We start from the raw sequence: 23,680 nt of genomic DNA on the forward strand, positions 1-23,680 counted from the left end.
AACCCCGTCATTGCCGGGCTTGACCCGGCAATCCATCAAACGGAGAACCCTTGCGAAGCCCGATGGATGCCCGGGTCAAGCCCGGGCATGACGAGTGTGGATGTGGTGATCAGGCCGCGTCGACGAGCACGAGCTCAGCATCCTCGAGCGCGGTGATCTTCAGCTTGGCCTCGTCGCGGATCGCGGCGCCGTCGCGGGCATTGACGCGCACGCCGTTGACCTCGATGCTGCCGGCCGCCGGCACCAGATAGAGGTGACGGGCCTTGTCGGCGGCGTATTCCGCACTCTCGCCGGCCTTCAGCGTGGTGGCGAGCACCCGCGCATCGGCGCGGATCGGCAGCGCGTCATTGTCGCCGTCGATACCCGAGGCGATGGTGACGAGCTTGCCCGAACGGTCCGCCTTCGGGAACGGCTTCGAGCCCCAGGTCGGGTGGCCGCCCTTCGTCGTCGGCTCGATCCAGATCTGGAAGATCTTGGTCTTCGCCGGCTCCAGATTGTACTCGGAGTGACGGATGCCGCTGCCGGCGCTCATCACCTGCACGTCGCCGGCTTCGGTGCGTCCCTTATTGCCGAGCGAATCCTGGTGCGTGATTGCGCCCTCGCGAACATAGGTGATGATCTCCATGTTGGCGTGCGGATGTGCCGGGAAGCCGGAGTTGGGCGCGATCTCATCGTCGTTCCAGACGCGCAGCGCGCCGTGGCTGACATTATCGGGATCGTAGTAGCTCGCGAACGAGAAGTGGTGCTTGGCCTTCAGCCAGCCGTGGTCGGCGCCGCCAAGCTTTGCGAATGGTCTGAGTTCGATCATGGTCATTCCCCTTGATGTCGATGTTGAGGAGCAGGCCGGGCGCACCGCGCCCGGCGTCTCCAGAAAATTTTGCGATCAGGCGCCGAAGCCGCCGTCGACGTTGAGCACGGTGCCGGTCACGAACGAGGCTTCCGGGCTTGCCAGGAACACGACGCCCGCTGCGACTTCCTCCGGGCGGCCGAAGCGTTGCAGCGCGTGCTGCAAGCGTTGCGTCTCGGCAAACTCGCCACCGTCCTTCGGGTTCATGTCGGTGTCGATCGAGCCGGGCTGCACCACGTTCACCGTGATGCCGCGCGGTCCGAGGTCGCGCGCCGCGCCCTTGGTGTAGCCGACGACGGCCGCCTTGGTAGCGACGTAGTCGGCAAGGCCCGGGAACGAGGCGCGGTCCGCCAGCATGGAGCCGACGGTGACGATGCGGCCGCCTTCGCCCATCAGCTTGGAGGCGGCGCGGATCGCGGTGATCACGCCGTTGATGTTGATCGCCTCCTGGCGGGCGAGCGTCGCGGTGTCGGCCTTGGGGTCGTCGACCGCGCCGCCCGATGCGACACCGGCATTGTTGACCAGGATGTCGAGCCGGCCAAAATCCTTGGCGACGGTCTTCACCAGCTGATCGACATCGGATGACGAGGCCTGGTCAGCCTTGTAGGCGCGGGCGTTGACGCCCTTGTCCTTCAATTCGGCGACCACGGCCTCGGCCTTCTCGGGAGAGGCGACGTAGCTGATCGCGACGCTCGCACCTTCCGCGGCGAGTGCACGGGCGCTGGCCGCGCCGATGCCGCGCGAGCCGCCGGTGACGAGGGCAACCTTGCCTGAGAGCTTCTTTGTCATTGGATTTCTCCATCGGTTGAATTTGATGGCACTTGGATATGCCTCCGGCTGTGGTATAGAAATGGAAACTATTGAAACTCATTGTTTCCAGTATTGAGCAATCAGGACAGCGGCCCATGTCGAAACTGCCGGACTTCGAGGCGCTCGCGATCTTCGCAAAAGTCGTGGAATTACGGTCGTTTGCGGCGGCCGCGACCGAGCTCTCGCTGTCCAAGGCGACGGTGTCCAAGGCGGTCAGCCGGCTGGAGGAGCGGCTCGGCGCCCGGCTGTTCAACCGCACCTCGCGGCGGTTGGCGCTGACTGATGCCGGCCAGAAATTGTCGGAGCGCGCCGCGCGGCTGCTCGCCGACGGCGAGGCGGCTGAGAATGAGGCGCTGGCGCAATCGACCACGCCGCGCGGCCTGGTGCGGCTCGCGGTGCCGATGAGCTTCGGCATCAAGACAGTGGCGCCGCTGCTGCCGGAATTCATGGAGGCCTATCCGGAGGTTTCGATCGACCTGCACTTGAGCGATGCCACGGTCGACCTGATCGGCGAGGGCTTTGATGCTGGCCTGCGCATCGCGCGGTTGCCGGATTCCTCGCTGATCGCGCGGCGGCTGTGCGGCATGCCGCGCTACACGGTGGCCGCGCCGTCCTATCTGAAGCGCCACGGCCGGCCGACCCATCCGATGCATCTCGCCGAGCACAAATGCTTCGGCTACGCCTATCTCTCGACTCAGGGCGTCTGGCACTACACCAACGCGTCGGGCGAGCAGGCGAGCGTGCGTCCCGCCGGCCAGCTCCGGGTCAACAATGGCGAGGCTGTGATGCCCGCGCTGCTCGCCGGTCTCGGCATCGCCGATCTGCCCGACTTCATCGTCGGCGACGCGATCGCGCGGGGCGAGGTCGAGGTGATCCTGAAAGGCTGGAAGCAGCCCGAGGGCGCCGTGCATCTCGTCACCCCGCCCGGCGGCCCGCGGCCCGCGCGCGTCGAGGTGCTGGCGGATTTCCTGGCGAAGCATTTCGCCAAAGGGCGTGCGCAGCGGAAATAGAAATCCGCACGCGGAGCGGTGGAGGGACATCCGGCCCGCCCCGTCACATTCGTGTCATCCCTTTTAAATTGTATTGCTTATGTGAACTAACCCACGATCGAGGGCTGCCGCGATCGTCTATTTCTGCGTCCTGCACCGGTGTTGCCGCAAAGCGCATTTTCGGAGGAACCAGATGATTGATCTGACCAAGCATGACTTCACGTCATTGTCGGTGAAGGATCTGCTCGATGCCCGCGAGGCCTATCACGTGCATCTGGCCCATCTGCAATCGGTCTACGCCACGGCGATCGGCCGCTATCTGATCCGGGACAACGACCGCAACGCGACGGAAAGAAAGGCGCACTCCAAGCCGCAGGCGCTCGGACCGCGCACGCTGTTCAACTCGTCGGTCAAGGACTGGTCGTGGCCCTGCATCCTCGTCTTCGTCCGCGACTGGATGAAGCGCTCCGAGCTGAAGAACCATCCCGAGAAGCAGGACCAGCTGGTGCCTCCATTCCTCTATCTGCCGGATGGTCGCGTCGTGCCCACCTGCGTCGTCAAGGTCGATCCGAACGAGGGCAGCCCCGGCACCGTCGATCCGCCGGTGTTCAAGAGCGATCTGGTCGGCGGCGGCTTTCCGGTGCAGACCATGATCCAGGGCAAGATCCACCGCGGCTCGATCGGCTGTCTCGTCACCAATGGCGAGACGGTGTTTGCGTTGTCCAACCGTCACGTGGTCGGCGCCGCCGGCCGCGAGATCTTCGCCGGCTTCAAGAACACCGACCGCCGCCTCGGCGTCAGCGATGCGCTGCAACTCGGCAAGCGCGCCTTCAGCGAGGTCTATCCCGGCTGGCCCGGCTCGCGCGTGGTGGCCAATCTCGATGCCGGCCTGATCCGCGTCGATGACGTCAAGGGCTGGACCGCACAGGTCTACGGCGTCGGCCAGGTCGGCGACGTCGTCGACCTCAATGTCGGCACCTTCCGTCTCGACATCATCAACCAGCCGCTGATCGCCTTCGGTGCGACCAGCGGATTGATGAAGGGCAAGATCCTCGGCTTATTCTATCGCTACAAGACCGTCGGCGGCGTGGAATATGTCAGCGATTTCGTGATCGGCCCGCGCGACGGCGACACGCCGCTCAACAATTATCCGGGCGACTCCGGCACGGTCTGGTTTGTCGACGATCCGGACGCCAAGAAGAACCCCAGCGGCGCGCGGATCCTCAGTCCTCTGGCGCTCGAATGGGGCGGCCAGGAATTGTTCGGATCGAGCGGCAAGGTCCCGATGCAGGTCGCGCTCGGGATCTGCATGTCGACGCTGTGCCGTGAGCTCGATGTCGAGTTGATCGGCGACTGGAACGCCGGTCACACCGAGTATTGGGGCGAATGGGGCCACGTCAAGATCGGCGCCTACGCGACCAGTCTGATCGATGCGAAGTTGCCCAAGCTCGCCACCATGATGGACGCCAATTCCGACAATATCGGCCTCGACGACAAGCTGCTTGCCGACCTCAAGCCGCATCAGCGAGGGACATTCTCGCCGCTGGCCGACGTCGCCGACCTGGTCTGGCGCTTCACCCGGCACACCGACGAAAGCAACCATTTCGCCGACATGGACAAGCCGGGCAAGGACGGCAAGACGCTGCTCGATCTTTGTGCGGAGTCGACGCGCAACGTCGATCCGAAGGTCTGGAACGACTATTACGAAGGGATCGGCGAGGACCGGCGCGGCGCATTGCCGTTCCGGGTCTGGCAGATTTTCGACGAGATGGTCGAGTACGCCGCCGCCAACAAGAAGTTGGAATTCGTCTGCGCCGCGGGCATCGTCGCGCATTACATCGGCGATGCCTGCCAGCCGCTGCACATCTCGCAATTCCACCATGGCCTCGATCCGAGCGACAAGGCGCATGCCAAGGTGCACAGCGTGTACGAGACCACGATGATCGGCCGCCACGGCAAGGATCTCATCAAGATGATTCCTGACGCCCGGACCAGCGACGTCGCGGAGATTGCTCCGGGCGGCACGCCGACCGGGCGCGACGCTGCGGTCGCCGTGGTCGCGCTGATGCAGCGGACCGTGAAGCGGCTGCCGCCGATGACCATCGTCAACCTGTTCAATTCGCATATGGGCAGCGGACAGGTCGAGGCGCTGTGGTCGAAGCTGAAGGACGCCACCGCGGCCTGCATGCAGGACGGTGCCAAGACCCTGGCCCGGGTCTGGGAAGCGGCCTGGCGCGCCGGCGCGGGCGAGGACCGCGGGCAGGGCGGCAAGTTCGACCAGGACAGTTTGAGCAAGCTCTACAACGACCCGAGCTTCCTGCCGGCGTTCCCGCTCCAGCAGCTCACGCTGGATGCCAACGACCACCTCGTTCCGATCGGAGGCAGCAGCACGCGGCGCCGCAGCGCGACAACCGCGCGACGCGCGCGTCCGCAAGCAGCGAAGAAGGCCGCCAGGAAAGCCGTGAGGGAAACGGCCAGGAAGGCGCCGAAGAAGGCGCCGGCGCGCAAGCGGCCGGCCGCGGCTGCTCCGGTCCGACGCGCGGCCGCCAGCAAGAAGACCGCGACCAAGCGCGGCGCGGCCAGCAAGCGGTCGGTCGGAAAGACCCGCAGGGCGGCGCGCAAGCGCTAGAGCAAGATGACTTACATCACATCGCGCAGCGGATTCAGCTTTACCTCGCCCCGCGTGCGGGGAGAGGTATAGGCCGCCTTTGGCGGCCGTTCTCAAGAACGCCGAAGCGGAGCTTCGGCTATGACGCATCGTTAGATGCGTTCCGGGTGAGGGGGAGCCTCCACAAGTCCAACTGTCGCCGTTTACGCGGAGGCAGCCCCTCACCCCGACCCTTTCCCCGCAAGAACGGGGAGAGGGAGCACAGCGCCGTCGTTATTCGATCGAATCTCAACATGCACTCGGCCGACCAGGCTCGATCTTCCCCATCGGTCAGTCGGCGTCAGGTGCGACGCGCGGGACGCTTGAGATCAGCGCTCCGGTCCTGCACGATGCGACCAAGCCGCGGCTCTGACTGCGGCATCGCGATCGGTTGCGATCGCCAAAAAAGATGATTGGGGAGAAACTCTCGATGAACCGCCGCGAACTCCTGCGCGCCGCTGCCGCATTGCCGCTTGCGCAGGCTGCGCTCGCCAACTCCGCGTTTGCGCAAGCCGCCTATCCCAACCGCAATATCACGATGATCGTGCCGTTTCCGGCCGGCGGCCAGGCCGACCTTGCGGCGCGACCGGTGGCGCTCGCGCTGGAGCGTATCCTCGGCAAGCCCGTGATCGTCGACAATCGCGCCGGCGGAGCGGGCGGATCGATCGGCAATGCGCAGGCCGCGCGCGCCGAGCCCGATGGCTATACGCTGTTGATGACGCTGTCCTCGCTCGCGGTGCTGCCGGAGGCCGACCGGCTGTTCGATCGTCCGGTTGCCTACGAGGTGTCGCAGTTCGCGCCGATCGCGCGTGTGCTTGCCGACCCGACGCTGCTCGCGGTGCCGGCCTCGGCGCCGTGGAAGACGCTGCAGGAATTCGTCGACGATGCGAAGAAACGCCCGGGACAGATTCCTTACGGCTCGTCCGGTCCGTACGGCACGCTGCATGTCGCGATGGAGATGTTCGCGGCGAGCGCAGGAATCAAGCTGCTGCATGTGCCGTTCCGCGGCGCAGGCCCGGCGCTCACCGCACTGCTTTCCGGCACCGTGCAGGCATTGGCGTCGGCGCCGGGCACGCTCAAGCAGCAGGTCGAGGACGGCAAGATGCGCGTGCTCGCCAATTGGGGCGCCGAGCGGATCGCGAGCTTCCCCGATCTGCCGACCTTCAAGGAACTCGGCTACAGGGACGTCGAGTTCTACATCTGGGCGGGACTGTTCGCGCAGTCAGCGCTGCCGGCGCCGATCATGGAGCGGCTGCGCGCGGCGATGGCTGATGCCGTGAAGGCGCCGGAGGTGATCAAGACTTTCGAGACTGCGGGCAGTCCTGTCGCCTATATGGACGCGCCGGCGTTCTCAAAATTTGTTGCAGACGACAGCGCGCGGTTGATCGCGGCGGTGAAGAAGATCGGCAAGGTCGAATAGGGAACTCCCGGGACAAACTCTCTTCACTTTTAGTTGTCCGCGCGAACGATCCTTGGCCGCATTCATTGGGCAGCTTTGGAGCAAATCGCGGCGCGGGAACATGCGCGCGCGGGCCAGTATCTGGAACAACGGGAGCCCGACATGCGATCGCAGCGGATCGTCTTGAGCCTTGCCATAGCGATCGGCGGAGCTGTCACGGCAACGGCCGCCGTCGCCGAGGAGTATCGGGGAACCTGGGAACAGCAGATGGCGTGCACACCGGACGTGTGGCGGCTCTGCAGCGACCAGGTGCCCGACGTGCAGCGCATCGTGGCTTGCCTGCGGCAGAACACGCCGCAACTTTCCAACAGTTGTCGCGCCGTGTTCGAATCAAACGCGCAACAGTCGCAGACCCAGGGGCGGGCCCAACAGCCGCAAGCGCAGGGCCGTGCGCCGCAGCAGCCGCAGATGCAGCAGCGGCCGCGCGCACCACAGCCGATGCAGCCGGCGCCATCGCGGCCGCCGTTCGACGATGAGGACTAGTCCCCAGGTCTGACTTCGCAGACGTCGACCCATTCGGCCGCAGTCAGCTCCGCCATCCTGTCGGGCGTGATGCGGACCGCGCTGTGGGTCGAGCCTGCCGCCGGCACCACGACATCGAACGCCTTCAGCGATACGTCGCAATAGACCGGCAGCGGCGTCTTCAGCCCGAACGGGCAGACGCCGCCGACCTCGTGGCCTGTGATGTCGGCGACCTCGTCGAGGCCGAGCATCTTCGGCTTGCCGCCGAACGCCGCCTTCACCTTCTTGTTGTCCATCCGCGACGTCCCGGCGGCGACGATCAGCACCACGCGGTCGCCGACCCGCAGGCTCAGCGTCTTGGCGATCCGCGCCGGCTCGACGCCATAGGCCTCCGCCGCCAGCACGACCGTCGCGGAGCTCGTGGTAGATTCGATCACGGAAATTTCGGGCGCCTTCTCGGCGAAGAAGGCGCGGACAGACTCGAGGCTCATGTTGTTCAGGACCTTGCAGACACCAGTGCGGGAAGTTCGGAGAGACCGTGGATCCGGTGATCGGGTGCGACGCCGAGCTCGTCCATCTGGGTACGCAGAGCCTTGAACATCGTCAATGGGGCGACCGTCTCGCTTTCGACGCAGGCCAGCGCCATCGCTTGCGGCGTCACCCGCTCGATCCATGCGACGTTGAGGCCGAACGACTTGGCACCGCAGGCGTCCCACGGATTGGAGGAAATGAACAGCACCTCCGCCGGCGGTACTTTCAGCACCTCCTCGATCAGCGTGTAGGCCTCGGGCGCCGGCTTGAACACCTTGTGGGCATCGACGCTGATGGTCGCGTCGAGCACGCGGTCTAGTCCCGAGTTGCGCACCAGCGCATTCAGCATGTCGGGGCTGCCGTTGGACAGGATCGCGAGCTTCTTGTCCTTCATCGCCTCGAGGGCTGCCACCGCATCCGGATACAGCGCCAGATGCTGATATTTGTCGATGATGCGGGCGAAGGTCGCCGCGTCATATTGCAGGCCGAGGCAGCGCAGCGTGTAGGCGAGGGAGTCGCGGGTTACGACGGCGAAATCCTGGTAGCGCCGCATCAGCGAACGCAGCCAGGAGTATTCGAGCTGCTTGATGCGCCAGATCTGCGTGATGATGTCGCCGTAGCCGGGGAACGCATCCTCGGTGACGTCGGCCACCGACTGGACGTCGTAGAGCGTGCCGTAGGCGTCGAAGACGATTGCCTTGATGGTCATTGTGATCTCTCTTGCCCGCCGATTGTCGCATACAGGAATTTCCTGAGTGCGTCGATGGATTGATCCCTGGCCACCTCGTTGAATTCGAGGTGATGGCCGAGCAGCTGCACCGGCGTGCTGTAATGCGGCACGTCGAAACCGTGATAGGCGCCGGGATAAACAATCAGCTCGATCGGGTGTCCCGCATGATTCTGCCGGGAGATGCCGTAGTCGTCGCGGCCTTCGGCCAAGGTCCGGCACTCCTTGGCCGGCGTCCAGTCGTCGAGCTCGCCGACCATGATCAGCGTCGGCACCGTCATGTCGCCCTTGATGCTGAGGCAGGGCGGGTAGAATGCAACGGCTGCGCGGAATTTCTCTGCCGCGTTATGTTCGATCGCGCCACGCTCGACCGAGAGCAGGGCGAGCCAGGCGCCTTGCGAGAACCCCACCACCGCGACGCGACCGGGATCGACCGCCGATTGCCGCGCGAGATAGCTCAGCGCACGATAGGCGTCATGGACGGTTGCGGCCGGCGCGCCGCCCGTGCAGGCGCTGCTGATGCCGCGCGGCCCGAACCGGTCGACCGTGAACGTGACATAGCCCCAGGCCGCCAGCCGCTTGCCCCAGCGCTCGTCGAGTTGCTTGAAGAAGCCGCCGCAGCCGTGCAGCAGCACCACGGCGGGCGAGGGGCCCGGTCCATCGGGTGTTCGCAGATAGCCTTGCAGCGGCTGCGCACTTACAAGCGGGCTCTCGAATTCGACGAACGCGGGCGGCTGCCCGCCGCGTTCCGCGCAGCAGAGCCCTGCGCTTCCGATCAGGAGTGCGAAGAGGGTGGCAAGTCCGGTGAAGTTCGTCATGAACCACCTCCGAAGCTTGCCGCCGACAATACTCCCTTAGATCATGATGCGCTTCCACGGAATCGCATCATGATCTCATCTCCTTGTTTGACCATGATCTCCGCGCAAACGCGTTCCGCGTTTGTCGCGAGGGAAAACCGCTTCGCACTTTTCCGGATCATGCTCTAGACGCCCAAAATCTTCCGCGCGTTGGCCTTCAGGACCTTCGGCCGGATCTCCTCGCGGATGTCGAGCTTGGCGAAGTCGGCGAGCCAGCGGTCCGGCGTGATCACCGGCCAGTCGGAGCCGAACAGCATCTTGTCCTGCAGGATCGAGTTGATGTAGCGGACCAGGACCGGCGGGAAGTATTTCGGCGACCAGCCGGACAGGTCGATATAGACGTTCGGCTTGTGGGTCGCGACCGACAGCGCCTCTTCCTGCCAGGGGAAGGAGGGATGCGCGAGGATGATCTTGAGGTCGGGGAAATCGGCCGCGACGTCGTCCATGTACATCGGGTTGGAATATTTCAGCCGCATCCCCATGCCGCCCGGCATGCCGGAGCCGACGCCGGTCTGGCCGGTGTGGAACAGCGCGATCGCGCCGCCGTCATTGATGGCTTCATAGAGCGGATAGGCCATGCGGTCGTTGGCGTAGAAGCCCTGCATGGTCGGGTGGAATTTGAAGCCGCGGACGCCGTATTCCTCGATCAGCTTGCGGGCCTCGCGGACGCCGAGCTTGCCCTTGTGCGGGTCGATCGAGACGAACGGGATCAGCACGTCGAGATGGTCGGAGGCGACCTCGAGCATTTCGTGATTGTTGTAGCGGCGGAAGCCGGTCTCGCGCTCGGCGTCGACCGGGAAGATCACCGCGGCGATGTTCTTGGCGCGGTAGTAGGCCGCGGTCTCCGGCACGGTCGGCGGATGCTTGTGCGGCGACTTGAAGTAGTCGGCCATCTGCGCCTGGAAGTCGTCATAGCCGTCGTCGCCATGCATGCCGCACGGCTCCTCGGCATGGGTGTGGATGTCGATCGCGGTGACCTTTTCGATGTCGGGCAGTTTGAGCTTGGGCATTCGGTTTCCCCGGCGGCGTGTTCATTGGGTGATGGAAAATAATTATATGATATAACGATTTTCGCAAGCGCCGTAGCGTTGAAGGCTTATGGTCGCGCCGAGCTCAATCCAGCGCAAAGTCCGGTTCGGTCACGGTCGGGGGCGGGCGCGAGGAGGACGAAAACTCGATTCGGCGGCCGCGGCGCCATCGTCAAAGGGCGACGGCGGGTCCGTCGCTGGTCCGGATAATTGTGGCTGTCCCCGTTTCCGAAGCGATCTCAATGGCGTGGCGCGGTGCCTGGCGCGGGTTCCCGGCCGGGACAGGCCCGAAAATCGGCCCATCTCGGTTGACATTTAACGGTCCGATGGCTTAGAACCCGGCCGTCCCGGGCGGCAGGCCGCTTGTCGGGATAAATCCCATTTTGCCAAATAATGGCATTGATCAGGTACGGCCTCCAACACGGGCCTTTCGAAGTAACAGGATTGTCCCATGAAGGTCCGTAACTCGCTCAAGTCGCTGCGCGGCCGCCATCGCAACAACCGTCTGGTTCGCCGCAAGGGCCGCGTCTATGTGATCAACAAGGTCCAGCGCCGCTTCAAGGCACGCCAGGGTTGATCCGACAAATCTGATCGACAAGGCTGATCCCGCCCGAATCGCCGGCCGATTCCGATCCTTCCTTCACAGGTCTTTGACGCCGCGCTGCTTTGCGGCGCGGCGTTGTGCGTCTAGACTTCGGCGATGGGATTAAAGCTCGGATTGAAGTTCCTGGGGCCCACCAACCGCCGGCTGGCGATCCTGATCGCCGCGCTTCTGGTGCTGCCCGTTGCGGCCGTCGCGCAGGACGATCCGCGGGTTGTCCCGCCGCCCAGGGCCCAGAAAAAACTACCTGAAGCTCCGACCAAGCTGCCGAAGGTGCCGGCCGACCGGACCCGCGGGCTGGATTTCCTGTTCGGCGCGCTGAAGGCCGCGCCCGACGAGGACAGTGCCCGCCATGTCGAGGCGCGGATCTGGGCGCTGTGGCTGCAAACCCCGAGCGATACCGCGGCGCTGTTGATGGTGCGCGCCAAGGCGGCGATCGACGCCCAGAATGTCGATGTCGCGCTGAAGCTGCTGGACGCGGTGATCAAGCTCCGCCCCGACTATGTCGAGGCCTGGAACCGGCGTGCGACGATCTACTATTTGAAGAACGATTACGTTCGTTCGCTTGGAGACCTGCAGCAGGTGCTGACCCGCGAACCCCGCCATTTCGGCGCGCTGGCGGGCGTCGGCATGATCATGCAGGACATGGGCGACGACAAGCGTGCGCTCGACGCCTTCCGCAAGGCGCTGGCTGTCGATCCCTACCTCGAGAAGGTGCCGCAGATCGTCAAGCAGCTGACCGAAAAGGTCGAAGGCCGCGATATCTGATTGCGTGCGATTGATCGCGATCGTGGGGCGATGGCCGCGAATGGGCACGTTGCGCGCGAGCTTGATGCTTGCTCGCGGTCCGGTCCGGCGCAGGAGGCTAGTGCAAGAACTTGCCGCGGGACGCGGTATCCTGGGCTACGGCAGCATAGAATTGCTGAAGCTCCGCCTCCAGGTGCTCATTCACCAGCAACAGTGCCTTCAGGGCGCCGCGCAGGTCGCCATTGCAGCTCGCCACGATCTGATCGATGGCCGCATCGCTAGGGTCGGAAATCATGGTACTCCTCCGATTACTTCCCGTTGAACTCGTCATGCGGACGCCGGTTCCTGTGGATACCGTGTACAAACCAGGAAGCGTTCCAATGGCGTCCCGGTTTCGATGAAGCCTCGCGTCTGATGGCGAAATTGCCACCGCCAATCTATGAAATGACTAATGACGCAGGTATGAACCCGCTATCCACAGGCTGGGCGCATTGTGGACAACTCCGCGCCGGGGCGCGAGCCGGATAATCGACAATTGGCTTTCCGAACAAGAGCATGCCCTGGCAGGGGGCACATCCGCGCGAAACCTGATTTCGGCTTCGTCGTAATTGTCAGGTGCCCAATCAGGTGCCTAAGACCTTTCGGATCCCCTCGATGTTGACCGCAATCATTGCGCTGGCGGCCGCAGGGCTGGCCCTGGCGCTGGTGACACAGCTCGGCGCCCTGCTGATCCAGCGGGCCTTCCCGCCGCAGGGGCGAATGATCGATGTGGCCGGGGCGCGGCTGCATGTGGTCGAACTCGGCCCGCGCGATGCGGTCGGGCCGCCGGTCGTGATGCTGCATGGTGCAAGCTCCAATCTCCGCGCGATGCAGCCGCTCGGCGATCGCGTTGCCAAAGCGCGCCGGGTGATCCTGATCGATCGGCCGGGTCACGGCTGGAGCACCCGCGCGCGCGTCGCGGATTCGACGCCCGCGATCCAGGCCCGGATGATCGTGGAGGCGCTGACCAGGCTCGGCGTCGAGCGGGCGATCGTGGTGGCGCATTCCTGGGCCGGCGCACTCGCCTTGCGCATTGCGCTGGATCATCCGGACCGCGTCGCCGGCCTCGTGCTGCTCGCCCCTGTCGCCTATCCGTGGCGCGGCGGCGCCGGACGCTACAATAATGCGATCTCGACACCTTTGATCGGACCATTGCTTGCGCACACGATCACGCTGCCGCTCGGTTTCCTCGTCGCCAATTCGGCTACGCGCGGCGTGTTCGCGCCGCAGCCGGTGCCGGCTGATTTCGTCCGCGACAGCCAGTCGTTGCTCCTGCTGCGTCCGCGCGAGTTCATCGCCAATGCGCGCGACCTCGTCACGCTGAAGGCGGCCGTTGTCGAACAGGCCCCGCGCTATGCCGAGATCAGGGCGCCGCTGTCAATCATTTCGGGCGACGTCGACAAGACGGTCTCGACCGGCATCCACTCGCGGCCGCTCGCCGCATCGGCGCCGAACGCGAAGCTGACCGTGCTGCCGGACACAGGCCACATGGTGCAGTACGTCGTGCCCGATCTCGTGGCGTCCGAGATCGAGACGATGGCCGGCCTGATGGTGCGGGACGCGGTGACGGCGCAATAGCTGCCGCGCCTTTGCGCCGCGCGAATGTGATCCGGAAAGGCTTGCGCCGCCGCGTGGCGCCGAACATCATGCAGCCCACGCGGTTTCGGATTGCAGCAAAGGACACCTCTCATGCGGATCGACAACATTGCCGACCTCATCGCTGAAACCCTTGCCCAGGCCGGCGTCAAACGCATCTACGGTGTCGTCGGCGACAGCCTCAACGGCCTGACCGAGGCGTTGCGCAAGCGCGGCACGATCGATTGGCTGCATGTGCGTCACGAGGAGGTGGCCGCGTTCGCTGCCGCCGCCGAATCCCAGATCACGGGCGCGCTCGCGGTGTGCGCGGGCTCCTGCGGCCCGGGCAATCTGCACCTCATCAACGGCCTGTTCGACGCGCATCGCAGCCGCACGCCGGTGCTGGCGATCGCGGCCCAGATCCCCTCCGCTGAAATCGGCGGCGGATATTTCCAGGAGACCCATCCGCAGGACCTGTTCCGCGAATGCAGCCATTATTGCGAACTGGTGTCGGATCCGGCGCAGCTGCCCTACATGCTGGAGAACGCGATCCGCGCCGCGGTCGGCAAGCGCGGCGTCGCCGTATTGGTGCTGCCGGGCGACGTCGCGATGCGGACGGCGCCGAAGCGCGACATCGCGCCGAATGCCGGCTTGCTGCCGCCGGCGCCGGTGGTGCGTCCGGCCGACACCGAGTTGAACGCGCTGGCGGCACTGCTCAACGGCGCGCGACGTGTCACGCTGTTCTGCGGCCGCGGCTGCGCCGGCGCGCATGACGGCTTGATCAAGCTTGCCGAGACGCTGAAGAGCCCGATCGTGCACGCGCTCGGCGGCAAGGAATATGTCGAATACGACAACCCCTACGACGTCGGCATGACCGGCTTCATCGGCTTTTCCTCCGGCTATGCCGCCATGCACGGCTGCGACGTGCTGCTGATGCTGGGCACCGATTTTCCCTACAAGCAGTTCTTCCCGACCGGCATCAACATCGCGCAGGTCGATATCCGCCCCGAAAATCTCGGCCGCCGCTGCAAGCTCGATCTCGGCATCGTCGGCGAGGTCGGCGAGACCATCGCCGCGCTGCTGCCGAAGCTCCATGTGAAGACCGACCGCAAGCATCTCGATGCCAGCCTCGCGCATTACAAGGACGCCCGCGCCGGGCTCGACGATCTCGCCCGCGGCAAGCCGGGCCAGAAGCCGATCCATCCGCAATATCTGGCGCGCCTGCTCAGCGAGCAGGCGAGCGAGGATGCGGTGTTCACCGCCGACGTCGGCACCCCGACGATCTGGGCCGCGCGTTATCTGAAAATGAACGGCCGCCGCCGGCTGGTCGGCTCCTGGGTCCATGGCTCGATGGCCAATGCAATGGCGCATGCGATCGGGGCGCAGGCGGCGCAGCCGGGACGGCAGGTGCTGTCGATGTCCGGCGATGGCGGCTTTGCCATGCTGATGGGCGATTTGATCACGCTGACCCAGGCCAAGCTGCCGGTGAAGGTCGTGATCTTCAACAACAGCGTGCTCGGCTTCGTCGCGCTGGAGATGAAGGCCGCCGGCTTCATCGAGACCGGGGTCGATCTGAAGAATCCCGATTTCGCGGCGATGGCCCGCGCCATGGGCATTCACGGCGTCAGGGTGGAGGATCCCGGCGAGCTCGAGGGTGCGATCCGCGACGTGCTCGCGCATGACGGCCCGGCCGTGCTCGACGTCGTGACCGCGACGCAGGAGCTGTCGATGCCGCCGACCATTACGCTGGAGCAGGTGAAGGGATTCAGCCTGTGGGTGCTGCGCGCGGTGATGAGCGGCCGCGGCGACGAGGTGGTCGATCTCGCCAAGACCAATCTGTTGCCGCGCTGAAAGGGGATGGCGTTCCGAAGAAAGGCCATCCCCGTTCTAACGTCCGCCCCGGCATAGGCGCCGGGCGGACGGCGCGACCGATACCGCCGATTACTTCTGCTTGCCGTCCTTGTCGAACGAGGAGACGTAGGCCCAGAGGTTGTTGGCCTCGTTCTCGTTCTTGATGCCGGCGAATGCCATCTTGGTGCCGGGGATCTTGGCCTTCGGGTCCTTGATGTATTCGAGGAAGGTTTCCTTGTTCCAGGTGATGCCGGAATTCTTGTTGGCATCGGAATAATTGTAATCCGGCGCGGAGCCGGAATGGCGGCCGTCGAGGCCGTTGAGCTCGGGGCCGACCTTGTTCTTGGCGCCTTCGCCGATTGCGTGGCAGGCGAGGCATTTATTGAACGAGGTCTTGCCGGCGGCGGCATCCTGCGCCAGCGCGGAGGATGCGGAAGCCAGCGACGTGACGACCGCCAGCGCGCTCAAGGTCTTTAGGTTCATGGGGTTCTCTTCGTTTCGTCCCGGGAGGTAGTGATCGTTTGTGGCATGTCCGGCTTGGACAGGACAAGCCACGAAACTTTGACAGGTTTCGCGGCCGCCCGCTTGTCCGAGAGAGAACTCGCCATTGCGGGTGTGGGGCAATCCGACCTTCGGCCCGGTGCACTGAAACAGGTGCAGACGTGATTGATTTGTCGTAACAAATCGGCGAAGGGCAAAAGCCCAGCCGAGGGAACAACGATGTCCATCATGATGCCGGCGGCCGACCAGGCCGTCCTCGCTCGCCGCGCCGAAATCGTGGCCGCCTTGCGCGCAATCGTCCCGGGCGAGGGCGTGATCGACAGCGCCGCCGAGATGCTGGCCTATGAATCCGACGGCCTGACCGCCTATCGGCAGCCGCCGATGGTCGTGGTGCTGCCCGATACCACCGAGCAGGTGTCGAAGGTGCTCAAATATTGCCAGGGCCAGGGCATCAAGGTGGTGCCGCGCGGCTCCGGCACCTCGTTGTCCGGCGGCGCGCTGCCGCTTGCCGATGGCGTGCTGCTCGGGCTCGGCAAGTTCAAGCGGATTCGCGAGATCGACTTCGACAACCGCGTCGTGGTCACCGAGCCCGGCGTCACCAACCTCGCGATCAGCCAGGCGGTCGCGCATGCCGGCTTTTATTACGCGCCCGATCCGTCGTCGCAGATCGCCTGCTCGATCGGCGGCAATGTCGCGGAAAATTCCGGCGGCGTGCACTGCCTGAAATACGGCATGACCACCAACAACGTGCTCGGCTGCGAGATCGTGCTGATGAGTGGCGAGATCCTGCGCATCGGCGGCAAGTCGGCCGAGAATGCCGGCTATGATCTGATGGGAATCATCACCGGCTCGGAAGGGCTGCTCGGCGTCATCACCGAGATCACGGTGCGCATCCTGCAGAAGCCGGAGACGGCGCGCGCGCTGATGGTCGGCTTCGCCGAGGTCGAGGCGGCCGGCGAATGCGTCGCGCGAATCATCGGCGCCGGCATCATCCCGGGCGGCATGGAGATGATGGACAAGCCCGCGATCCACGCCGCGGAGGCGTTCGTTCACGCCGGTTATCCGCTGGACGTCGAGGCGCTGTTGATCATCGAGCTCGACGGCCCCCAGGTCGAGGTCGACGAGCTGATCAAGCGGGTCGAGGCGATCGCGCAAGGCTGCGGCTCGACCTCCTGCCAGATCTCGACCTCGGAGGCCGAGCGCAATCTGTTCTGGGCCGGCCGCAAGGCGGCGTTCCCCGCGGTCGGGCGCATCTCGCCGGACTACCTCTGCATGGACGGCACCATCCCGCGCGGCGCCTTGCCGAAGGCCCTGGCGCGGATCCGCGACCTCTCGGAGAAATACGGCCTCGGCGTCGCCAACGTGTTCCACGCCGGCGACGGCAATCTGCACCCCTTGATCCTCTACGATGCCAACAAGCCGGGCGAGATCGAAAAGGCGGAGGCGTTCGGCGCCGACATCCTGCGCTGCTGCGTCGAGCTCGGCGGCGTGCTCACCGGCGAGCACGGCGTCGGCATCGAGAAGCGCGACCTGATGCCGGACATGTTCACCGAGATCGACCTCAACCAGCAGCAGCGGCTGAAATGCGCCTTCGATGCGGAGGGTCTGCTCAACCCCGGCAAGGTGTTTCCGACCCTGCACCGCTGCGCCGAGCTCGGCCGTGTCCATGTCCACGCCGGCAAGCTGGCCTTCCCGGATATCCCGCGGTTCTAGTGTCCCGAATCCGAAGTTCGCATCATTTGCCGCACCTTCGGAGCGAACTTCGGATTCGATAAGGACACTAGCAAACTTATGATTCTAGTGTGCTTTGTGAATGCGAAGTTCGTGAAAGTGGCTGCCGCGAAACCGCACGAACTTCGCCTTCAGCACACTAGAGCATGATCCGGAAAAGTGCGAAGCGGTTTTCCCTCGCGACAAACGCGGAACGCGTTTGCGCGGAGATCATGGTCAAACAAAGAGCTAAAGCGCGATGACGATTCAACCCAATCTCATCGCGCTTTAGTACCGTCTGAGCAGCCCCGACGCCGCGCCGCTATCGCCATAGGCGGCGCAGGCCCCTTCCGGGTCTCTGATCAACGCCGCCCGGACTCGCTTGAAGGTCTTGCCGACCGCTTCGGACACCTCGGGGCGGAATTTGCGCGGATCGTAGTCATTGCCGTCGTGAGCCTTGATGGCCGCGTCGAACGCATTGATCATGGCCATCGCGGCGTCGGGGCTGCCGAGAAGTCTGGCGCCCGTCTGAACGCCGCCGGCACCATTGGCCTCATAGCCGGTGCATCGTTGTTCGAGCACCGCGGCTGCGGTCGCGAGCTGGTCGAGGAACGTCGCCTCGGCGTCGGTGAGCATGGCAGCACCCGCCTGTCCCGGCGCGATGATCGCGAGCAGCGCGATGGCTGTCAGTTTGATGTGCATCGTGGTGGTTTCTCCCGGCGGAGCCGCGATCAAATCAATGGTTGCCGAATGACGATAACAAGTCTGCTTCCAGGGCATCAGGAGCCACGTCAGCTATTGGCCCCGAGGCCAACATGCGTGAACGTGCGCCCAGAGCCACCAACGCGCGAGGGCCGGTCGATACAATTCGACAGATCGCCCTAGCCGGCCGATAACCTTAACCGATCCTTGCGCGGTGGCCGGCGCCCGTGCGTCGCTGCAATTACAGCGCGGACCCATTTACACGGCCTTAGACTGTTGCTCGGTATTTTCCGCAGATGCACGTCTTCGGGAGCACATCGATGCCCAGCCTGGCCGATCAGCTGGCGCTTTCGCGCAATCGGCCCGCGGGTTTCGACTACATGCGGATCGCGCTGGCGGCGTCGATCATTGGCCTGCACAGCACGAACGTGACGCTCGGGCTCGGCCGCGCGCTGGAAATCCAGAGCACGCTGCGCATCGGCGTCGCGATGATCCTTGCGCTGTTCTTTGCGTTGAGCGGCTTCCTGGTGACCGCAAGCCTGCTCCGGTGCAAGAGCCTGATTTCCTTCCTCGGCCTGCGCGTGCTGCGGATCGGACCGGCGCTCGCGGTCGAAACCACGCTATCGGCAATCATCATCGGTTCGGTCTTCACCGCGCTGCCGTTGGCGCAATATGTCGCCGATCCGAAATTCCACGCCTATTTTCTCAATATCGTCGGCGACATCCATTACGAGCTGCCGGGCGTATTCCTGCACAATCCGCTGCCCGATCTGGTGAACGCCCAGCTCTGGACCGTGCCGTACGAGCTGTGGTGCTACGTCATCCTGGCGCTGCTCGCCGTGCTCACGATTTGCTTCAACCGGGTGGCGTTCCTCGGGTTCATGGTGATCGCCCAGATCGGGCTCATCGTCTACGACATCTGGCGCTGGGACGAGGTGCCGATCCAGCTTCGCCCGCACCTTCTGGTGTTCTGCTTCCTTGCCGGCGTCGGCTTCTACCTCTGGCGCGACAAGGTGCCGTTCAACCGCACGCTGTGCCTGCTGGCGCTGGTGCTGTGCGCCGCCGGCATGGCGACCGGGCGCGGTGACGCGCTGGCTCCCGTGCCGGCCGCCTATGTCGCATGCTATCTCGGCCTGATGAATCCGCGGCGGAGCTGGATCGTGTCGTCAGGCGATTACTCCTACGGGCTTTATCTCTACGGTTTCGTCATCCAGCAATGCGTCGCCACCTTCGGCCCGCCGGTCCAGCACTGGTATCTGAACCTCCTGATCAGCCTGCCGCTCGCCTTCGGCGTCGCCGTCGTGTCCTGGCATCTCGTCGAGAAACGCGCGCTTCGGCTGCGAACCCAGGTCGAGAGCCTCGAGGCGGCGGTGCTGTCGCGGATCTCGATCGTCGGCTTCTGGCGCAGGCCGCCCGAGCGGGCCGGCTTGCGCGCAACGCTCGGCAACAGCGGCGCGTCGATCTGACCCGCGCCGGCGGGAAGGACGAGCTTCGGTTCTGATTGAATCAGAACCGAAGCTCTCGCTTCTTGTTTTGACGCGTTTTCTTCACGCGAACCGGGTCCACTTCGCTCGAAAACGCTCTAGCATCCTCCCCGCCGCGCTTTTCTTCACAGCAGCGCGTATTGCGACCGCTCGCGCTTGGCGAGCAGCGGCAGCGCCTGCTCCGCGATGTAGGTTTTGAAAGCCGCGCTGTCCTGGTGTGCCTTGAACGCGGCTTCGTCCTGGAACAATTCGTAGAACAGGAATTGCGCCGGATTATCCTTGCCGCGGCCGATCAGGAACAGCTTGGTGCCGGGGTCCTTCTGCGCCTCGGGCAGGAAGCCGTCGAGGATTTCCGCCACCTTGTCGGCCTGTCCCTCCTTGGCTTCCCATTGCGCCACAACCAGAAGGCCTGACGTGTTGATCGCGTCGCTGATGGTTCTCGTGCTCATCGCATAGTGCTTCATTGGCATTCCTCCGTTGCTGTGCTCCGATCGAGCTTGCGATCCGGCCCAGGGCGAGACGCCGGCGATCGCCATGATCGCGAACGAGCCGATGGCCGATCGTCGGGTGAGGATCATCGTCGTGGTCGAAACTTCCGAACGTTTCATGTTCGCCTCCAGATGATTCGCGCCAAGCGTCCTGCCGGCCGAACCGCAACGCGAGAGATAGTCGATCGTTCGGCGTCCCAGTTCGGTGATGGTCGAATTGTCGATGTCGTGAACATTTCGATCATGATCGAAGCGTTGCAGCGGCATGACGTGCGACAAGCGCAAGAGGCATATTTCGATCGATGCGGAGCCGGCCATGCAGACCATCGCACCGGAGCTTGCCGAACTCGCCGGGCTGATCGCCGATCCCGGCCGTGCCAGCATCCTGTCGCGGCTGATGGACGGACGCCCGCAGACTGCGAGCGAACTGGCGCTGGTCGCGGGCGTGACGCCCCAGACCGCGAGCTGGCACCTTTCGCGCATGGTCGAGCGGGCGCTGCTCAAGGTCGAGCGGCGTGGTCCGCGCCGCTTCTACCGGCTGGCTACGCCGCTGGTTGCGCAGATGCTCGAGGGCATGATGACGGTTGCCGCGATCGATCCGCAGCCGTCCCGGCCGCCGCCGCGCATCGATCCCGAGATGCGCCGGGCTCGGACCTGCTACGACCACCTTGCCGGCGAGCTCGGCGTCGCCGTCACCGACGCGATGCGGGATCGCGGCCATCTCAATCTCGACCATGAGGCCGGCGAGCTGACTGCTTGCGGCCGTGCTTTTCTCGGCGATCTCGGCATCGACCTGCGTTCGCCGGCGCGGAGCCGGCGGATCTTGTGCCGGCCCTGTCTCGACTGGAGCGAGCGGCGTCCGCATCTGGCCGGGCGGGCGGGGGCTGCGGTTGCCGACCTTGCATTGCAACGGGACTGGATCCGGCGCCGGCCGCAGGGCCGCTCCGTCGAAATCACCGACGCCGGACTCCTCGCATTCAGAAATTTGTTCGGCGCGCGCATTTGATTTCGGAGCCGAATTTGGCTACCGGCTATGGCGTGGATACGCTCAAGGTCAGAGACGCAAAAGACGTCGAGGAAGTGGTGCGCGCGGCGGTTGCCAGCGAGCAGCCGCTTGAGGTCATTGGACATGGATCGAAGCGCGCCATCGGCCATCCGATGGCGACCAATGCGCTGCTCGACGTCTCGGCGCTGAATGCGGTCACCTCCTATGAGCCGAACGAACTGATCATCACCGTGCAGGCCGGCGCGCCGCTCGCCGACGTGCAATCCCTGATCGACGCCAAGAACCAGCAATTCGCCTTCGAGCCGATGGACACCTCTGTGCTGCTCGGCACCGCGGGCGCCGGCACGATCGGCGGCATGATCGGCGCCGGACTGGCCGGTCCCCGCCGCATCAAGGCCGGCGGTATCAGGGATCATCTGCTTGGGGCGCACGCGGTGTCCGGGTTCGGCGACAGCTTCAAGACCGGCGGGCGGGTGGTGAAGAACGTCACCGGCTACGATCTGTGCAAGCTGCTGACCGGCTCCTGGGGCACGCTCGCGGTCATGACCGAGGTCACGCTTAAGGTCATGCCGAAGCCGGAAGCCGAACGGACGCTGCTGCTGCGCGGGCTGGATGACGTCACCGCCAACAAGGCGATGACGGCGGCGCTGGGTTCGCCCTTCGACGTCTCCGGCGCCGCGCATCTGCCGGGTTCGGCGTTGCGGACCGGGGGCGGTGCGCTCGCCGGCCTCGCAGCCTCCGGCCAGCCGGTCACGCTGGTGCGGCTCGAGGGGATTTCGGCGTCGGCGGCACATCGGGCGGCCTCGCTGAGCCAGACACTCTCGTCCTATGGAACGGTCGACAGCCTCGCCGACGACGGGTCGGCCGCAATCTGGAGTGCGCTGCGCGACGTGGTGCCGTTCGCGGCGAACGGCGCGCTCGGGGCCTGGCCGGTGTGGCGTATCGTTTGCCCGCCGGCCTCTGGCGGCGCGCTGGGTCAGGCGTTGTCGCGCGCCACCGGCGGCGACGTGATCTACGACTGGGGCGGGGGGCTGATCTGGGCCGCGGTGCCGCCGGGCGCCGACGCCCAGGCCGCGCTGGTCCGCGGCCAGGTCGAGGCCATCGGCGGACACGCCACCCTGATCCGCGCCGCCGAGGATGTACGCCGGGCGGTCGATGTGTTCCAGCCGCAGGCGGCCGGGCTTGCCGCGCTCGGTGAACGGGTCCGGGCGAGCTTCGATCCGAGGTCCGTCCTCAACCGCGGCCGGATGATGCGAGGCGGGGCTGCATGAAGACCGAGTTTTCCCTGGCGCAGCTTGCCGATCCCGACATCAAGGAAGCCGACAAGATCCTGCGCGCCTGCGTGCATTGCGGCTTCTGCACCGCGACCTGCCCGACCTATGTGCTGCTCGGCGACGAGCTCGATAGCCCGCGCGGCCGCATCTACCTGATCAAGGAGATGCTGGAGAAAGACAAGCCGCCGACGGCCGACGTGGTCAAGCATATCGACCGCTGCCTGTCGTGCCTCGCCTGCATGACCACCTGTCCGTCGGGCGTGAACTACATGCACCTCGTCGACCAGGCCCGGGTCCGGATCGAGCGGGATTACCAGAGACCGCTGACCGAGCGGCTGCTGCGGTGGGTACTCGCCCTCGTGCTGCCGCGGCCGGGCCTATTCCGGATCAGCATGATCCTGGCCGGGCTCGCCCGTCCGTTCGCCGCATTGCTGCCGACGCCATCGGTCGGTGCGTCGAGCCCGGGTCTGCTGCGGCGGATCAAGGCGATGCTGGCGCTCGCGCCGCGCGGCCTGCCGCAACCGGGGCCGGCTGCGGGAACCGTGTTTGCGCCGATCGGCCGGCGGCGCGGCCGGGTCGCGCTGCTGCAGGGCTGCGCCCAGCAGGTGCTGGCGCCACGCATCAATCAGGCCGCGATCAATGTCCTGACCAGGCACGGCGTCGAGGTGGTGCTGGTCAAGGACGAGCAATGCTGCGGCGCGTTGACCCATCACATGGGACAGGACGGCGACGCGCTGGCGCGCGCGCGGGCCAACATCACGGTGTGGCAAAGGGAAGCGGACCAGAACGGGCTCGACGCCATCCTGGTGACGACCTCGGGCTGTGGGACAGTTGTCAAAGACTACGGCTACCTGCTGCGCGAGGACAAAACATTCGCGGAGCCGGCCAAGCGAATCTCGGCGCTGGCAAAGGATATCACCGAGTATCTCGCTGGCCTCGAACTCGCGCCTTCAACACAGATAGGCGACGTCACCGTCGCCTATCACTCCGCTTGTTCGTTGCAGCATGGACAGAAAATCACTCAACTTCCGAAAGAATTGCTTTCCAAGAATGGATTCGTGGTGAAAGATGTGCCCGAGAGCCATTTGTGTTGCGGTTCGGCGGGGACCTACAACATTCTCCAGCCCGACATTGCGAGCAGATTGCGCGATCGCAAGGTCGCCAATATTGCGCTTGTCAAACCGGACATGATCGCTGCGGGCAATATTGGCTGCATGGTTCAGATTGCCGGCGGTACGTCAGTTCCTGTGGTGCACACGATTGAGCTTCTCGATTGGGCGACAGGAGGTCCCCGGCCAGGATTGAATTGATCGACTGCCACTCGAGCATGATCCGGACCTCAGCC

General features: G+C 65.0%; 23 protein-coding genes. 13 read left to right on the forward strand and 10 right to left on the reverse strand.

The window, feature by feature from the left end; all coding sequences use genetic code 11:
- Positions 1-109 precede the first annotated feature (109 nt).
- Positions 110-808, reverse strand: coding sequence for a pirin family protein (locus ACVI1L_RS20135; RefSeq protein WP_057015482.1), 699 nt, complete (start codon positions 806-808; stop codon positions 110-112).
- A 75-nt stretch (positions 809-883) separates the two neighbouring features.
- Positions 884-1,636 (reverse strand): SDR family NAD(P)-dependent oxidoreductase, encoded by a 753-nt coding sequence (locus ACVI1L_RS20140; RefSeq protein ID WP_057015452.1) that lies wholly within the window; start codon positions 1,634-1,636, stop codon positions 884-886.
- A gap of 116 nt (positions 1,637-1,752) precedes the next feature.
- Between ACVI1L_RS20140 and ACVI1L_RS20145 the strand changes: the two genes are divergently transcribed.
- From ACVI1L_RS20145 to ACVI1L_RS20160, 4 genes are all read left to right on the forward strand, one after another.
- The gene (locus ACVI1L_RS20145) at positions 1,753-2,667 is read left to right on the forward strand and encodes a LysR family transcriptional regulator (protein WP_016846155.1); all 915 of its coding nucleotides are present in this window, start codon (positions 1,753-1,755) and stop codon (positions 2,665-2,667) included.
- A gap of 172 nt (positions 2,668-2,839) precedes the next feature.
- On the forward strand, positions 2,840-5,275 hold the full coding sequence (locus ACVI1L_RS20150; protein ID WP_076827568.1) for a Nal1-like putative serine protease: 2,436 nt from the start codon (positions 2,840-2,842) through the stop codon (positions 5,273-5,275).
- A gap of 448 nt (positions 5,276-5,723) precedes the next feature.
- Positions 5,724-6,713 (forward strand): tripartite tricarboxylate transporter substrate binding protein, encoded by a 990-nt coding sequence (locus tag ACVI1L_RS20155; protein WP_076827566.1) that lies wholly within the window; start codon positions 5,724-5,726, stop codon positions 6,711-6,713.
- Positions 6,714-6,854: 141 nt separating this feature from the next.
- Positions 6,855-7,235 (forward strand): hypothetical protein, encoded by a 381-nt coding sequence (locus ACVI1L_RS20160; RefSeq protein ID WP_168856521.1) that lies wholly within the window; start codon positions 6,855-6,857, stop codon positions 7,233-7,235.
- On the opposite strand, the gene ACVI1L_RS20165 is transcribed toward ACVI1L_RS20160, so the two are convergent.
- From ACVI1L_RS20165 to ACVI1L_RS20180, 4 genes are all read right to left on the reverse strand, one after another.
- Positions 7,232-7,705: a YbaK/EbsC family protein gene (locus tag ACVI1L_RS20165; protein ID WP_050384246.1), complete on the reverse strand. Its 474-nt coding sequence runs from the start codon at positions 7,703-7,705 to the stop codon at positions 7,232-7,234. The genes ACVI1L_RS20160 and ACVI1L_RS20165 overlap by 4 nt on opposite strands.
- 5 nt (positions 7,706-7,710) lie before the next feature.
- Positions 7,711-8,454, reverse strand: a complete 744-nt coding sequence (locus ACVI1L_RS20170; RefSeq protein WP_057018111.1) for a haloacid dehalogenase type II — start codon at positions 8,452-8,454, stop codon at positions 7,711-7,713.
- Positions 8,451-9,290 carry a dienelactone hydrolase family protein gene (locus tag ACVI1L_RS20175; protein WP_456783616.1) on the reverse strand — a complete coding sequence of 280 codons (840 nt, stop codon included), beginning with the start codon at positions 9,288-9,290 and terminating at the stop codon, positions 8,451-8,453. Before ACVI1L_RS20175 ends, ACVI1L_RS20170 begins: the two co-directional genes overlap by 4 nt.
- Positions 9,291-9,454: 164 nt before the next feature.
- Complete coding sequence (locus ACVI1L_RS20180) at positions 9,455-10,339, reverse strand: amidohydrolase family protein (protein ID WP_316399315.1); 885 nt, start codon at positions 10,337-10,339, stop codon at positions 9,455-9,457.
- 469 nt (positions 10,340-10,808) lie between these two features.
- On the opposite strand from ACVI1L_RS20180, the gene ykgO reads away from it, so the two are divergent.
- Positions 10,809-10,934 (forward strand): type B 50S ribosomal protein L36, encoded by a 126-nt coding sequence (gene ykgO, locus ACVI1L_RS20185; RefSeq protein ID WP_002718645.1) that lies wholly within the window; start codon positions 10,809-10,811, stop codon positions 10,932-10,934.
- A 123-nt stretch (positions 10,935-11,057) separates the two neighbouring features.
- Positions 11,058-11,726: a tetratricopeptide repeat protein gene (locus ACVI1L_RS20190; RefSeq protein ID WP_057018108.1), complete on the forward strand. Its 669-nt coding sequence runs from the start codon at positions 11,058-11,060 to the stop codon at positions 11,724-11,726.
- Positions 11,727-11,823: 97 nt separating this feature from the next.
- Here the strand turns inward: ACVI1L_RS20190 and ACVI1L_RS20195 are convergent, their stop codons facing one another.
- On the reverse strand, positions 11,824-12,000 hold the full coding sequence (locus ACVI1L_RS20195) for a hypothetical protein (RefSeq protein WP_018269760.1): 177 nt from the start codon (positions 11,998-12,000) through the stop codon (positions 11,824-11,826).
- Between the two features lie 359 nt (positions 12,001-12,359).
- Between ACVI1L_RS20195 and ACVI1L_RS20200 the strand changes: the two genes are divergently transcribed.
- On the forward strand, positions 12,360-13,322 hold the full coding sequence (locus ACVI1L_RS20200) for an alpha/beta fold hydrolase (RefSeq protein WP_456783617.1): 963 nt from the start codon (positions 12,360-12,362) through the stop codon (positions 13,320-13,322).
- Positions 13,323-13,433: 111 nt separating this feature from the next.
- Entirely contained in the window at positions 13,434-15,170 is a 1,737-nt protein-coding gene (poxB, locus tag ACVI1L_RS20205; protein ID WP_168856526.1) for a ubiquinone-dependent pyruvate dehydrogenase, read from the forward strand.
- 90 nt (positions 15,171-15,260) lie between these two features.
- Here the strand turns inward: poxB and cycA are convergent, their stop codons facing one another.
- Complete coding sequence (gene cycA, locus ACVI1L_RS20210; protein ID WP_018269764.1) at positions 15,261-15,653, reverse strand: cytochrome c-550 CycA; 393 nt, start codon at positions 15,651-15,653, stop codon at positions 15,261-15,263.
- Positions 15,654-15,890: 237 nt separating this feature from the next.
- Here cycA and ACVI1L_RS20215 point away from each other — a divergent pair, with 237 nt between their 5' ends.
- On the forward strand, positions 15,891-17,384 hold the full coding sequence (locus ACVI1L_RS20215) for an FAD-linked oxidase C-terminal domain-containing protein (protein ID WP_076827554.1): 1,494 nt from the start codon (positions 15,891-15,893) through the stop codon (positions 17,382-17,384).
- Positions 17,385-17,669: 285 nt separating this feature from the next.
- Here ACVI1L_RS20215 and ACVI1L_RS20220 read toward each other — a convergent pair whose 3' ends face one another.
- The gene (locus ACVI1L_RS20220; protein WP_076827552.1) at positions 17,670-18,083 is read right to left on the reverse strand and encodes a hypothetical protein; all 414 of its coding nucleotides are present in this window, start codon (positions 18,081-18,083) and stop codon (positions 17,670-17,672) included.
- Positions 18,084-18,403: 320 nt separating this feature from the next.
- Here ACVI1L_RS20220 and ACVI1L_RS20225 point away from each other — a divergent pair, with 320 nt between their 5' ends.
- Positions 18,404-19,549 (forward strand): acyltransferase family protein, encoded by a 1,146-nt coding sequence (locus ACVI1L_RS20225; protein WP_233475491.1) that lies wholly within the window; start codon positions 18,404-18,406, stop codon positions 19,547-19,549.
- 143 nt (positions 19,550-19,692) lie between these two features.
- On the opposite strand, the gene ACVI1L_RS20230 is transcribed toward ACVI1L_RS20225, so the two are convergent.
- A complete protein-coding gene (locus ACVI1L_RS20230) occupies positions 19,693-20,175 on the reverse strand; it encodes a putative quinol monooxygenase (protein WP_225162242.1) in 483 nt (160 codons plus the stop codon).
- Positions 20,176-20,371: 196 nt separating this feature from the next.
- Between ACVI1L_RS20230 and ACVI1L_RS20235 the strand changes: the two genes are divergently transcribed.
- Genes ACVI1L_RS20235 through glcF form a run of 3 tightly spaced genes read left to right on the forward strand, consistent with a single transcriptional unit; the run spans position 20,372 to position 23,645 of the window.
- Positions 20,372-21,061: an ArsR/SmtB family transcription factor gene (locus tag ACVI1L_RS20235; protein ID WP_244558800.1), complete on the forward strand. Its 690-nt coding sequence runs from the start codon at positions 20,372-20,374 to the stop codon at positions 21,059-21,061.
- Between the two features lie 32 nt (positions 21,062-21,093).
- Positions 21,094-22,332, forward strand: coding sequence for an FAD-binding protein (locus ACVI1L_RS20240; RefSeq protein ID WP_456785569.1), 1,239 nt, complete (start codon positions 21,094-21,096; stop codon positions 22,330-22,332).
- On the forward strand, positions 22,329-23,645 hold the full coding sequence (gene glcF / locus ACVI1L_RS20245) for a glycolate oxidase subunit GlcF (protein WP_253588102.1): 1,317 nt from the start codon (positions 22,329-22,331) through the stop codon (positions 23,643-23,645). Before ACVI1L_RS20240 ends, glcF begins: the two co-directional genes overlap by 4 nt.
- Positions 23,646-23,680: the final 35 nt, after the last annotated feature.

This window comes from Bradyrhizobium sp. USDA 4516, assembly GCF_054055915.1.